Origin of the sequence: Cellulosimicrobium sp. SH8 (assembly GCF_025818875.1) — a bacterium.
GTDB classification, from domain to species: Bacteria; Actinomycetota; Actinomycetes; order Actinomycetales; family Cellulomonadaceae; genus Cellulosimicrobium; species Cellulosimicrobium cellulans_D.
In genome coordinates, this window is the sequence record NZ_JAMXMH010000004.1 from 112,840 (window position 1) to 126,469 (window position 13,630).

A 13,630-nucleotide genomic window follows, 5' to 3' on the forward strand; every position below is an offset into this window, starting at 1 on the left:
AGCCATCCGGAGCCGACCGATCGACGGTGATCGTCGTGCGGCCGCATCGGGAGCGCACGTGCCTGGCGCTGCTGGTCCGGCGGTCACCGCCGTCGCGTGACGCGTCAAGGAGGACGTCGTGCACAGACGAACGACCATGGGCCCTCGCAGGCTCGCCAGACGAGGGATCGCCGCGGTCCTGTCCGCCGCGGTGTTGGTACCGCTGTCGATCAGCGCAGCCGGCGCGCACCCCGGGCACGAGGAAGCGACACCGGCCGCCGACGAGGCGACCGACTGGGACAACTACGAGAAGGTGCTGCTCAGCAAGAACACCGGCGAGCCGATCGACCTCGCCGTCCTGCCCGACTCGCGCGTCCTGCACACGGCCCGCGACGGCGTCGTGCGACTCACCGACTCCGCGACGGGCCTGACCACCCAGATCGCGGACCTCGACGTCTACTCCAACTCCGAGGACGGGCTGCAGGGCATCTCGCTCGACCCGGACTTCGAGGAGAACCACTGGCTGTACCTGGTCTACGCGCCCCGCGTGATGGAGGGCACATCGCCCTCCGGCGTGGAGTACCCGGAGACCACCCCGACGGGGAGCGCGCCGAACTCCCTGCCGGCGGGCGAGGACGAGAGCTACTGGGACCAGTGGCTCGGGTACAACCAGCTCTCACGCTTCACGTGGGATCCGGCGACCGACGCCATCGACCTCTCCACCGAGCGCGAGATCCTCAAGGTGGACGCGCAGCGCGGGCAGTGCTGCCACGTCGGTGCGGACATGGCGTGGGACGCCGAGGGCAACCTGTTCCTGTCCACCGGTGACAACACCCCCGCCAGCACCCCGGGCGCGAACGGGTACGCGCCGAACAACAACGCCCCCGGCATGAACCCCGGCTTCGACGACCGTCGCGGCGCCGGCAGCACCAACGACCTGCGCGGCAAGATCCTGCGGATCAACCCGATCGAGGACCTCGCCGCCGGCACCGAGGTCGGCCCGGGGAGCACGTACACGATCCCCGAGGGCAACCTCTTCGACGACCCGCAGTACGACGACGTCCGGGACCTCGTGCGCGACGAGACCTACGTCATGGGCGTGCGCAACCCGTTCCGGATCGACTACGACGTCGAGTCGGGCGCGCTGGTGTGGGGCGACTACGGCCCCGACGCGGCGGCGGCGGACCCGAACCGTGGCCCCATGGGCTACGTCGAGTGGCAGCTCACGACCGAGCCGATGAACGGTGGCTGGCCGTACTGCCACGGTCCCAACGCGAACTACAACGAGTGGGACTACGCGACGTCGACGCCGGGCGACTTCTTCGACTGCGAGGCCGGCGCCGAGAACAACTCGACGTGGAACACCGGCCTGGACATCGTGCCGCCGGCGACCGCGCCGCAGGTCTACTACGGCGACAACCCCGGCGACCAGCCGGAGCTGCTCGACCCGCTGACGGCGTGGGGCGGCACGGGCCAGGCCCCGATGGGTGGCCCGATCTACCGCTACGACGAGAACCTCGACTCGGACGTCAAGTTCCCCGAGTACTGGGACGGGCACCCGTTCATGGCGGAGTTCTCGCAGGACTACGTCGCGGCGTTCACCCTGGACGAGCTCTCGTCCGCCGGTGAGGTCACCGCGGTCGAGAACTTCCTGCCGAACGACCACCTGGAGACGGTCAACCAGCCGATCTGGGACAACGTCATGGACATGGAGTTCGGTCCGGACGGCGCCCTGTACGTGCTGGAGTACGGTGACGGCTTCTTCCGCCAGAACCCGGACGCCGGCCTGTACAAGGTCGTCTACGGGTCGTCGAACACCCACCCGCGGGCCTTCATCTCGGCCGACCCCGTCTCGGGCAGCACCGCGCCGCTCGAGGTGACCTTCGACGCGTCGGCCTCGACCGACGCCGAGACCCCGGCCGGCGAGCTCGTCTACGACTGGGACTTCGACTCCGACGGCGTCTACGACGCCCAGGACGTGACCGTCACGCACACGTTCACCGAGCTCGGCCAGTACAACGTGCAGCTGCGCGTCACCGACGCGGGCGGCAACTTCGGTCTCGCGATCCAGCAGGTCACGGTCGGCAACACCGCCCCCGTCATCACCCTGGACCAGCCCGACGGTGCGATCTTCGACTGGGGCGACGCCGTCCCGTACACCGTCTCGGTCGAGGACGCCGAGGACGGCGACCAGCCGACGTGCCGCAACATCCAGTACACGTTCGGTCTGGGCCACAACACGCACGCGCACCCCGAGGTGAGCGGGCGGGCCACGGACACGGCGGACGGGTGCGGGTTCACGATCCAGACCAGCCCCGACGCGGTCGAGCACGGCGAGGGCGAGAAGATCTACGGCACCCTCGTCGTGACCTACACCGACCAGGCGCAGGGCAGCGTCCCGGCCATCCGGGGCGAGGCCACGCACATCCTCAAGCCGCAGGAGCAGCAGGCGGAGTGGTACGACGCGGCCGAGGGCGTCGAGCTCGTGCAGGACGACACGGCGGACGCCGGGTACTACGTCTCCTCGCTCGACGAGGGCGACTCGTTCTCCTACCAGCCGATCGCCTTCACGCACGCCCCGACCGGAGACCCGATCAACAGCGTGACCATGATCGGCCGCGGCGAGGGCACCGTCTCGCTCGGCTGGGTGGGTGCGGACGGCGAGACCGTCGACTCGCTCGCCGAGTTCCGCTTCGCCGGTGACACCTGGAAGGACGCCAGCCGCACGCTCACCGAGGTGCCGGAGGGCACCGGGACGCTCGTCGTGACGAGCACCGGCGGTGTGGACGTCGACAACCTGACCTTCGGGCGCAATGTCGTCGTCCCGGCCGACCAGGTGTCCATCCAGCTCTACTCGCTGATCCCGTGGGTCCGGGCGGACGGCCAGCAGGCCGTGCTCGACCGTCTGGGCGAGATCGGGCTCCAGAACGTCGAGCCGTACGGCGGCAACTACGCCGGCCTGACGGGCGAGGAGTTCCGTGCGCAGGCCGACGCAGCGGGCCTGAAGGCGCCGTCGTCGCACTACAACGTGGGCGAGGCGGACTTCGACACGACCCTCGAGTACGTGGGCGAGGTCGGGCAGCAGTACGTGGGCTCGGGTGGCTTCCCCTCCCCGGGGATCGGCACCTACGAGAACACGCTGGCCACCGCCGAGGCGATGAACCGCCTCGGCGAGCGGGCCGTGGCCGCCGGGTTCGAGAAGTTCTTCGGGCACAACCACGACCGCGAGTTCACCACGAAGTACGTGCACGACGGCGTCGAGATGTCCGCCTGGGAGATCCTCGTCGCGGAGACGAACCCGGAGTACGTGACGTTCGAGGTGGACGTCGCGTGGGCCGCTCACGCGGGCGTGGACGTCGCGGCGCTGCTCGAGCAGCACGGCGACCGGATCGAGCTCCTGCACATCAAGGACGCGACGGGGCTCGGCTCGAGCATCAGGTTCACGAACCTCGGTGACGGGGACGTGCCCCTGCAGGACATCCTGTCCGCCGCGGCCGAGGCCGGTGTCGTGTACTACGTCATGGAGTACGACCAGGCCCCGGACGGCGAGGACTTCGCCACCACCGGGTACGAGTACCTCACCGGCGAGCCCGCGGGCGGTCCGGACGAGCCCACCGAGCCGGTCACCGTCCCGGTGGACCAGGTCTCGATCCAGATGTTCTCCCTGATCCCGTGGGTCAACGAGGTGGGCCTGCCGGCCGTCCTCGAGCGCCTGTCCGAGATCGGGTTCCAGAACATCGAGCCGTTCGGCGGCAACTTCGCCGGCTATACGGCGGAGGAGTTCCGGGCGCTGGCCGACTCGTACGGCCTGAGCGTGAAGTCCTCGCACTACGACGTCGGCGAGAGCACGTTCGACGCCACGCTCGACTACGTCTCCACGCTGGGCCAGGAGTACGTGGGCTCGGGCGGCTTCCCCTCCCCGGGGATCGGCACCTACGAGAACACGCTAGCCACCGCCGAGGCGATGAACCGCCTCGGTCAGCGCACCGTGGACGCTGGGCTGGTGAAGTTCTTCGGTCACAACCACGACCGGGAGTTCACCACCACGTACGAGCACGAGGGCGAGACGCTCTCCGCCTGGGAGATCCTGGTCCGCGAGACAGACCCGGAGCTCGTGACGTTCCAGCTGGACGTCGGCTGGGCGACACACGCCGGTGTGGACGTGCCGGCGCTGCTCGAGCAGTACGGCGACCGGATCGCGCTCACGCACATCAAGGACGCGGTGAACCTGGGCGAGGAGGACGGCCCGACGTTCACCAACCTCGGTGACGGTGACGTGCCGCTGCAGGAGATCCTTGCGGCCGCGCAGGAGGCCGGCGTCGACTACTACGTGATGGAATACGACCTCGCCGCCGACGGCGAGGGCTTCGCCACCACCGGGTTCGAGTACCTCACCGGCCAGCCGGCCGGGGTGAACGAGCGGACGGTCGCGGTGACGGCGCAGCCGCGGTGCCTCGCGGGCAAGGCGTACCTCGCCGTCCGTGCGCTCAACGACGAGGACGTCCCGCTCGACATCACGATCGAGACGCCCTACGGCACCAAGACGTTCGAGGACGTCGCACCGGGCAAGAACGCCTACCAGTCGTTCGGCACCCGGTCGGACGAGCTCGGCGCCGGCAGCGTCAGCGTCGCGGCGACGGACGCCGAGGGAGGCACGGGCACGGTCACCGCGGAGCACGGCGCCCTGTCGTGCGGCTGACGGCAGCCTGACAGCGGCCTGACGGCCAGGTGAGGCGGACGTCCGACGTCGCCTCACCTGGTCGCACCACCGGCGGCCCGGGTGACGAGGAGCCCTCGTCACCCGGGCCGTCGGCGTGTCGGGGCCCGTGGTACGGCCGCTGGGCTCGCGAGCAGGGCCGAACGTGGACAGCATGGCCGTGGTGTCGAGCAGGGGCGCCGACCACGCCAGAGCGAGGACCGCCATGACCTCCACCGCCGTACCCGCCCAGGTCTCGGACACCGCAGCGGCGACCGCGACCTCTCCGACCACCGCCGGGACCGTGTCGGGCGCTCCCGCGGCGCCGGGCGCGGGGTGCCTGCCGATGCCACAGCCTCGCGGTCCCCTGACCGCCGCGCTCCTCTCCGCGCTCGGCGCGGGTGCGCCCGGGGAGGACGCGGCCGAGCGGCTGCGACCCGTCCGAGACGTCGTGCCCGCCGCGCTCGACGCGGCCACCGGCGCGCTGCTCCGGGACGACGACGTCCAGCTCGCCCTCACGGTCCTGTACGAGCTCCACTACCGCGGGGTCGACGGCGTCGACGACGCCTGGGAGTGGGCGCCGGACCTGCTCGCCGTCCGTGCACGGCTCGAGGCCCCGTTCGAGACGGCGGTGCGAGAGCGCGCCGGGCAGCCGGAGTGCGCGACGACGGACGCCGCGGGCGTCGCACGGCGGCTCTTCGAGCTCGCCGCCGCCGACGACGGACCGAGCCTGTCCCGCTACGTCGCCCGGCGCGCCGACGCCGAGCAGGCGCGCGAGCTCCTGGTGCTGAAGTCGCTGTACCAGCTGAAGGAGGCCGACCCCCACACGTGGGCGCTCCCGCGGATCTCGGGCGCGCCCAAGGCCGCCCTCGTGGAGATCCAGGCCGACGAGTACGGCGGGGGACGGCCCGGACGCATGCACGCGGAGCTGTTCGCGCGCGCGATGCGCGGGGTCGGGCTCGACGACACCTACGGGCGGTATGTCGACGCGGTGCCCGCCGTGGTCCTCGCGGCGGTCAACACGATGTCCCTGTTCGGCCTGCACCGCCGGCTGCGCGGGGCGATCGTCGGGCACCTCGCCGCGTTCGAGATGACGTCGTCCGTACCGAGCCGCCTCTACGGGAACGGGTTCCGCCGCCTCGGCCACGACGCGGACACGACCTGGTACTTCGACGAGCACGTCGAGGCGGACGCGGTGCACGAGCAGATCGCCGGGCGGGACCTCGCCGGCGGCCTGGTCGAGCAGGACCCCACGATGCTCGACGACGTCCTGCTCGGGGCGGCCGCCTGCCTCGCCGTCGAGGAGGACGTCGGCGCGTTGGCGCTCGACCGCTGGGAGCGGGGGGAGTCGGCGCTGCGGGTCCCGATCGGTCCGTCCGGGGTGACCGGGGGAGGCCGAGGGTGACGGGGGAGCCACGCGCGGCGCGCACCGAGGAGGTCGTCGTGACGGCCTGCCCCGACGGTCCGCTGCTCGTGCGCGGGCCGGTGCGGCTCGTCGACCTGGCGGGGCGAGAGATCGAGCGGCACCGCGCGACCGTCGCGCTCTGCCGGTGCGGCGGGACGGCGATCCCGCCGTGGTGCGACGGCACGCACAAGGTCAACGGCTACCGCAGCGGTGACGGGTCCTGAGGAGGTGCAGGGGGAGCAGCCGCGGACGGTCGCGTCAGCACCGCCGGCCGCAGGCGGTCGAGCAGCGCCGTCAGGTCGTCTACCTGTCGTCGCGCCTGCCGGTCGAGCTCCGCGAGGCGCGCCCGGTCGACGTCGACGTCCGCGGGGAGCTGGGCGAGGGATCGCCACCCGCTCTGCTTGCCCATGACCGCCGAGCGCAGGAGCTCGACCTCCAGGAGGGCCGAGAGCGGCGAGGACCGGGACAGCCGTCCGTTCGGCGCGAGACGCCCGATCCGCTCAGCCGCGGCGGCGAGGAGGATCTTGGTGCGACTGGCACGAAGGCCGAGGCGCTCGGTCGTGACCAGGAGGAACGCGCGCTCGTCCCGAAGCTCGTCGGCCAGCGGGCCCAGGACGGCGCCCACGGGCGTCCCGGCGTACGCGCGGGCCATCCTCGCGACGCGGCGCACCCCGACCGTCGCGCCCGCCACGTGGTCGTCGAGGTAGATCGCCAGCAGGTCGCGGTCGGTGTGCCGGGTGCTGGTCATCGAGTCACTCGGACCACGGGTCGAGCACGACCTTGACGCAGCCGTCCTCCTTGCGCTGGAACATCCCGTACGCCGCGGGCGCGGACTCCAGGGAGAGCCGGTGCGTGCGCAGGTCCAGGACCCCGAGCGGGTCGGAGGCATCGGCGACCAGGGGCAACAGGGTGTCCGTCCACCGGCGCACGTTGGCCTGTCCCATGCGCAGGGTCAGCTGCTTGTCGAAGAGCTGCATCATCGGCAAGGGGTCCTTGGCGCCGCCGTAGACGCCCGAGACGGAGACCGTGCCCCCGCGGCGGACGAGGTCGAACGCGGCGTACAGGGCCGCGAGGCGGTCGGCCCCCGCGCGCTCGGTGAGCGGGGCGGAGAGCAGGTCGGGCAGCAGGCCCACCACCTTCTGCGTCGCCTCCGCGACGGGAGATCCGTGCGCCTCCATGCCGACCGCGTCGATCACGGAGTCGGCACCACGACCCGCAGTGAGGTCGCGCACCGCGGCGGGGAGGTCGTCGACGGCCGTGGGATCGAGCGTCTCGACCCCGTGCCGCTCCGCCATCGCCCGTCGTTCCGGGACGGGGTCGACGCCCACGGCGCGCGCCGCCCCGCGGTGGAGCGCGATCCGCGCGGACATCTGCCCGATGGGGCCGAGACCCAGGACCACGACCGTGCCGCCGGTCGGGACGTCGGCGTACTCGACCGCCTGCCACGCGGTGGGCAGGACGTCCGACAGGTAGAGGTAGCGCTCGTCCGGCGACCCGTCGTCGGGCACGACGACGGGCCCGTACTGGGCCTGCGGCACACGCAGGTACTGGGCCTGGCCCCCGGGGACCTGGCCGTAGAGCTTGGTGTACCCGAAGAAGGCCGCACCCTTGTCCTGGGAGCGCACCTGCGTCGTCTCGCACTGGGTCTGCAGGCCGCGCTCGCACATCCAGCAGTGCCCGCACGCGATGTTGAACGGGATCACGACGCGGTCGCCGACACGCAGGTCCCCGGCCTCCGGGCCCACCTCCTCGACGACGCCCATCGCCTCGTGGCCGAGGACGTCGCCCGCGTCGAGGAACATCCCGAGCACCCCGTACAGGTGCAGGTCCGAGCCGCAGATCGCGGTCGACGTCACACGGACGATCGCGTCCGTGGGCTGCTCGATCCGGGGGTCGGGCACGTCCTCGACGCTCACCTTCTCGCGTCCCTGCCAGGTCAGTGCTCGCATGGGTCGTCGTCCTTCCGTGGTCGTCGTGCCGACCGCGGCGGCGTCAGCACGCCTGAGACGCCACCGTGCCCGACGGCGTCGGCGGGACTCTGCACCGACTCCGACAGTGAAGCACCGGCCCGTCCCGCTCACACCCCGGGCCGCCGCGGCCGAGGCGACGTGCGGGTGCGGGCACGGCGGGCGATCCTCGTGCTCGTGACGACCGACGACCGGGCAGCGCCCCACGTGCCAGGGGGCGAGGGTGCGACCTGGGCTCGCCGTGCGCTCGCCAGCGCGGCGCGGCGCTGGGTGCGGCACCCCCGCTGGTCGCTCGCGGTCAAGGGCGCGGTCGCGGCCGCGCTCGCCTGGTTCGTCGGCGAGCTCGCGCCCGAGCCGTTCTCCGACTACCCCTACTACGCGCCGCTGGGCGCCGTCGTCGCGACGACGAGCACGCTCGCCCGCTCGGTCCGCGAGTCCACCCAGGCGATCCTCGCGATCCTCGTCGGCGCGGCCATCGCGCGCGGCGTGGACCTCGTCCTCTCCCCGAGCGCGCTGTCCGTCGCGCTCGTCGTCGGCCTCGCGCTCCTGTGCGCGGGGTGGCGTCGCTTCGGCGAGATGGGCACGTGGGCGGTGACGTCGGCGCTGTTCGTCCTCATCATCGGCAACGCGGCCAAGGTCGAGTTCGTCGGCGCGTATGCGGGGCTCGTCGTCGTCGGCGCGGCCATCGGCGTCGGGATCAACCTCCTCCTCCCGCCGCTGCCCCTCACGCCGACCGAGGAGGCGCTCGACGAGCTGCGCGACACGCTCGTCGACCAGGTCGAGGCGCTCGCGGACGGGCTCGACGGGGAGCGGCCGCCGTCCGCGGAGGAGTGGGAGGAGCGCCGCCGCGAGGTGGAGCCGACGCTCGCCCGTGCGCGCGATGCCGTCGCACGCACGCGCGAGGCCGCGCGGGCGAACCTCCGCCTGCGCCGGCACCGGTACTGGGCGGTCTCCCAGGTGCGGCGCTCGCACGAGCTGGAGGTGTCCGCGGACGTCGTGGGGTCGCTCGTCCGGCTCCTCGTCGAGTGGGAGCGCGAGGGGCGCGACGACCTGGCGCTGGGAGCCCGCCTGCGCCCGCTCGCGGCCCGTGCGCTCGGCGCCTACGCCGCCGCCCTGCGCTCCGTCGGCACCGAGCCCGCCGACGAGGAGGCGCTGCGCGCCCTGGCCGCCCGCGCCGAGGACCTGCGCAGGGCGGTCCGAGAGGCGCGGCACGAGGTCGACGAGGACTACTTCGTCGCCGGCTCGCTCGTCCTCGCGGTCCGGCGCGGTGGGGTGGCGCTCGCGGCCGGGTGACAGCCGGCGACCGCGGCCCGCGCACGCACGAACCGCCCCGGTCCCGCGGGCTGGTCGGACGCAGCCTGGGCGGACCCGGGGCGGTTCGTGCGGTCAGGCCCGGGGGTCAGGACCCCCGGGCCAGGAGCCGGGCGTTACCCGCAGGCGTGCGCCGCGTGCTCGACGACTTCGCTCGACACCTCCTCGCCGTCGACCGTGGCGGTCGCGGAGACCGTGACCGTCCCCGCGTCGAACGCCGTCGCCCGCGACGCGAACGACTGGTAGGCGGCCTGGCCGGGCTGGACGGCCGCGACCGTCCGCGACCCGAACGCCGTCGTGAGCGTCACGTCCGCCGGGACGTCGGACGCGTTCGTCGCCGCGACGGCGAGGTACGCCTTGCCTGCGAGGCACCGCGGGGAGACCGCCACGTCGAGCTCGACCCCGGCCGGCTCCGCGGCCGGCGTGACCACGAGGCCGCGCAGGCTCCCCGTGTTGTCGAACGACCCGAAGCCGGCGCGACCCTCGGTGAACGTCGTGTCGTTCGCCGTGAGGAGCGGGGTGTCGAGGCCGTCGAGGTACACGGCGATGTCGCCGCTGTCCGCGCAGCGCACGACGCGCACGTCGTGCCACTCCTCGTCCGTCACGGCCGGGGGAGCACCGACCGCGCCGTCCCACTGGTCGTCGATCCGCTCCCGGTCCTTCCCGTCGACCTTGAAGATGCCGTTGTGGGCGTAGATCGTGTTGTCCTGCGAGAGGTGGGCGTAGTAGTACTCCGTGTCCGACTGCCAGCCGAACACCACGATCACGTCCCGGTTGTTCACCGAGGCCGGGGCGTCGAGCTTGACCTCGGCGTCGAGCGCGAACGAGCCGAGCTCGGGGCCCTCGGTGAGGACGGCGTACTCGAACGGGCGGCGGATGCCGTCGTTCGGGTTGTCGCCCACCTGAGCGAGGACGACCGCGTCGCCGGGGAACTGCCACTTCGACGGCGTCCGCGGCGCCCAGCTCTCGGCCGCCATCACGTCCGTGATCGGCTCGCCCGCCGGCGCGCACGACGGCGGCGCCGGGGGCTCGACCGGCTGCGCGCCGAACCGGGCGTACTGCGCCGCGACCTGCTCCGGCGTCGGGACGGTGTCGAGGAACATGAGGTCGTCCATGCGGCCGTGGAACGGGTTGGCCTCGCGCGTGTCCTGCGGGAAGCTGCCGCCGATCTTGATCCCCCGCGGGTCGGTCGGGGACGTGGCCCCGGCGCCCCAGGGGTTCGAGGCCGTGTACCGGCCCGCGAGCTCCTCGCCGTTCCTGTAGAGCTTCATCTCGCCGCCCGCGAAGTCGAACGTCGCCGCGAGGTGGACCCAGCGGTTGCGCTCGAGGATCTGGTCCCACGGGAGGTCGGCCGCGAACGTCCACGAGCCACCGCCGTCGACGCGGCGTCCGAGGGCGACGAGCTTGAGCTCGTCACCGACGGTGATGACCTCGAGCAGCGCGCGCACGGCATGACCGTCGGAGTCTCCGGTCAGCACCCCGGCGAGGCCGATCGCGTTGTAGCGGTCGTCGGGGTTCGCCGTGCCCGAGTTGAGGGCCGGGTGCTCGCCGGTCGGCTTGAACCAGCCCATGACCGAGATCTCGTCCGCGTCCGCGAAGGCGCCGAGCGAGTCCACGCCCGCCGGGTCGTAGACGCCGGCCTTCCAGTCGTCGTTCGACGACGTGAGCGGGCTCATCTGCTGCGTCTGGAGCGCCTCGCCCGCGCCCGGGTAGGCCCGGTCGGCCACGCGCATCTCGACGCCGCCGTTGACGAGCTGGATGTTCGTGCCGGACCAGCCCTGGTCCGCCTCCCACGTCGTCGAGCCCGCGACCGGGTGGTCGAAGTCGTAGTGCGCCGCGACGTTCCCGGCGAGCTCGGGGAGCACGACGGGCGAGGACGCCCCGGCGCGCCGCGCGCCGGTGACCTGCCAGATCTTCCCGTTGGCCTTCGAGATCAGGTACAGCTCGCCGTCGGCGTCGGACCCGAGGCGCAGGTCGACGCGCTGGTCGCCGACGAGCTCCTGGAACGTCGTCTCCTGCCCGTCGGCGAACACGCGCAGGTGCTCGATCTCGGCGAGGTCCTCGAGGTCGCCGTCGTTGCGGACCATCTCGTCCGCCTCGGTGGCCAGCACCCAGCCGCGCACGAGGTCCGTGAAGAGGTAGCGCCCCCGCAGCTCGGGGATGTCGCCGCGGTAGACGAACCCGCCGTTGAGCGCGACGCCCGCGTCGCCGGTCTGGCCGGGGTCGCGGTTGTGGTCGTAGGCGGCCACGGGGTACGTGAAGCCGTTCTCGGCGTCGTTCGCGGGCAGCGGGTAGATCTGCCGGTTGTCGGCGCGGAACGACCCCTCGCGCACGGACCAGCCGAAGTTGTCGCCCGGCTCGACGGCGTACACCGACTCGACCTGCCACTCGCCGATGTGCCCCAGGTACATCGTGTGGTCGCCCTCGGGGTCCCAGCTGATCCGGTGCGGGTCGCGCATGCCGACCGCGTAGATCTCCGGCAGCGCGCCGGCCGTCCCGACGAACGGGTTGTCCGCGGGGATCCCGTACCGCCCGTTCGCGGCGTTCGTGCCCAGCGGGTCGATGCGGAAGATCTTGCCCTGGGGCGTGGCGAGGTTCTGCGGGTTGCCGTTGCCGACTCCGTTGCCGCCGTCGCCCACGAGGACGTAGAGGTTGCCGTAGTCGGCGTCGCCCTCGGAGACCGTGGGGTTGAACGCGATCTGCTGCACCGTGTGCACGCGGCCGGCGAACGGCACGCGCAGGACCTCGCGGCTCGTGCCCGCGAAGACCGGCGCGGACGGGTCGGTCGCCTTCCACTCCGTGACCACGCTGTGGAACTGGGTGTTGCCGTACGCCGGGTAGTCCGGGGTGTCCTCCGTCAGGGCCGTGCCGCCCTCGGTGTGCACCGTGTAGAACAGGCCGTTCTCGGCGAAGTCGGGGTGGAACTCGGCGGAGCCGAGGCCGGTGCCGAGGCCCGCGCTGTTGTGGAAGTTGTCGAGGAACTGCTGGCGCACGTCGAGGTACGGCACGTACGCGCCCGTGTCCTTGTCGACGGTGTAGAGGACCGCGTTGTTGTCGGGCACCATGAGGCGGCCCGAGCCGTCGGGGATCTCGTCGAGGTGCGTGATGCGGTTGTGGCGCACGAGGCGCGGGTCCTGCGTCGCCGGGGTCGTCTGCGACGCGGGGAGCTGGGCGAGCTCCGTCACCTCGATGCCGAGGGTCGACGGCGTCGGGTCGGGCAGCGGGTTGAGCAGCGGCTCGTTGGGCGTCGTCCCGCCCGCGGCGCAGTCGGCGGGGTTGCCCGTCGGGATCGCGAGGTTCTGCCCGGCCGTGTCGACCGCGACGTCGTCGAGCATGAGGCGGCCCGCGCTGCTGGCGCCGTTGATCCAGAAGAACCGGTCGAGCGCCGAGGTCACGCCCTGGCGGAAGCCGAACTGCTGCTCCGTGCCCTCGGGGAGCCGGGTGATCTCCTCGTACGGGCCGCCCTGGCTGTAGACGCTGACCTTGTCCGTCGCGTTGTCGGCGACGATCCAGACGCACTGCCACGTGTCCCGCGACCAGACGCCGGCAGGCTTGAAGGCGCCGCCGTCGCGCACGAGCATCACGTCGTTGTTCTGGTTGTTCACGTACGCGCGGCTGTGCGCGTAGTCGGACGGCGCGTCGTTGTCCGTGATGCCGAACGACGTGTCGACGCTCCCCGTCCGCAGGAAGCGGAAGAACACGGTCCCGGTCGTGCCGTCGGCGATCCCGGGGACGGCGCGGTGGGCGCGCTGGGTGCCTCCGACCATCTCGAGCACCTGGTTGTTGCCGTTGAGCGGGTCGGCGACGACCCGGGCGGCGGACGAGGCGGTCCAGCCGTCCTGGCCGTTCAGCGCGGTGCGCTGGTAGGCCTCGAAGCTGAGGACCTCGCTGAACTCGTCGGCGGCCTCCTCCGCGGCCGCCGGTGGTCCGAGGAGGGTTCCCCCCAGGACGGCCGCGAGGGAGAGGGCGATCGCGGCTCTCCCTCGTCGGCTCGAATGCGTAGACGTCATCGTCTGCTCCGTTTCGTCGGGTGGTGCTGGCACGACAGCGGTGAGCGCTGTCATGTCTCCGACCCGCCGGCCGTCCGTCGCCGGGTCGGGCTCCTGCACTCCGCCGGTTCTCCTCGGCCGCGTCGTTGCGCCGGGGTCCGCACGGGCCGCGCGCACGGTCGGTGGCGGCCCCTCGGCCGCCGCGTCCTGGCTCTCCCGTCCGGCTCGAGCTGCACGTCCGTGTGCGCGACTCTCGCAGCGTAGGGAAGCGCTTTCCGCGTGT

7 protein-coding genes are annotated in these 13,630 nt (G+C 72.5%); 4 read left to right on the forward strand and 3 right to left on the reverse strand.

What is annotated here, in order from left to right; translation table 11 throughout:
- Window positions 1–136: 136 nt before the first annotated feature.
- The 3 genes from NF338_RS07130 (at window position 137) to NF338_RS07140 (ending at window position 6,304) form a co-directional block, all read left to right on the forward strand.
- Window positions 137–4,678: a TIM barrel protein gene (locus NF338_RS07130; RefSeq protein WP_264030135.1), complete on the forward strand. Its 4,542-nt coding sequence runs from the start codon at window positions 137–139 to the stop codon at window positions 4,676–4,678.
- A gap of 223 nt (window positions 4,679–4,901) precedes the next feature.
- Window positions 4,902–6,080, forward strand: coding sequence for an iron-containing redox enzyme family protein (locus NF338_RS07135; RefSeq protein ID WP_412846311.1), 1,179 nt, complete (start codon window positions 4,902–4,904; stop codon window positions 6,078–6,080).
- Window positions 6,077–6,304: a CDGSH iron-sulfur domain-containing protein gene (locus tag NF338_RS07140; protein ID WP_264030136.1), complete on the forward strand. Its 228-nt coding sequence runs from the start codon at window positions 6,077–6,079 to the stop codon at window positions 6,302–6,304. Before NF338_RS07135 ends, NF338_RS07140 begins: the two co-directional genes overlap by 4 nt.
- Here NF338_RS07140 and NF338_RS07145 read toward each other — a convergent pair.
- Entirely contained in the window at window positions 6,280–6,828 is a 549-nt protein-coding gene (locus NF338_RS07145) for a hypothetical protein (protein WP_264030137.1), read from the reverse strand. The genes NF338_RS07140 and NF338_RS07145 overlap by 25 nt on opposite strands.
- 4 nt (window positions 6,829–6,832) lie before the next feature.
- A complete protein-coding gene (locus tag NF338_RS07150; RefSeq protein ID WP_264030138.1) occupies window positions 6,833–8,029 on the reverse strand; it encodes a zinc-dependent alcohol dehydrogenase in 1,197 nt (398 codons plus the stop codon).
- A 195-nt stretch (window positions 8,030–8,224) separates the two neighbouring features.
- Between NF338_RS07150 and NF338_RS07155 the strand changes: the two genes are divergently transcribed.
- Complete coding sequence (locus tag NF338_RS07155; RefSeq protein WP_264030139.1) at window positions 8,225–9,340, forward strand: FUSC family protein; 1,116 nt, start codon at window positions 8,225–8,227, stop codon at window positions 9,338–9,340.
- 134 nt (window positions 9,341–9,474) lie between these two features.
- Here the strand turns inward: NF338_RS07155 and NF338_RS07160 are convergent, their stop codons facing one another.
- Window positions 9,475–13,368: a PQQ-dependent sugar dehydrogenase gene (locus NF338_RS07160; RefSeq protein ID WP_264030140.1), complete on the reverse strand. Its 3,894-nt coding sequence runs from the start codon at window positions 13,366–13,368 to the stop codon at window positions 9,475–9,477.
- Between the last annotated feature and the right edge of the window lie 262 nt (window positions 13,369–13,630).

Excerpts from the sequence above, each read along its gene's own strand:
- NF338_RS07150 (WP_264030138.1), bottom strand. The coding sequence starts at position 8,029 with ATGCGAGCACTGACCTGGCAGGGACGCGAGAAGGTGAGCGTCGAGGAC.
- NF338_RS07130 (WP_264030135.1), top strand. The coding sequence starts at position 137 with ATGGGCCCTCGCAGGCTCGCCAGACGAGGGATCGCCGCGGTCCTGTCC.
- NF338_RS07135 (WP_412846311.1), top strand. The coding sequence starts at position 4,902 with ATGACCTCCACCGCCGTACCCGCCCAGGTCTCGGACACCGCAGCGGCG.
- NF338_RS07160 (WP_264030140.1), bottom strand. The coding sequence starts at position 13,368 with ATGACGTCTACGCATTCGAGCCGACGAGGGAGAGCCGCGATCGCCCTC.
- NF338_RS07145 (WP_264030137.1), bottom strand. The coding sequence starts at position 6,828 with ATGACCAGCACCCGGCACACCGACCGCGACCTGCTGGCGATCTACCTC.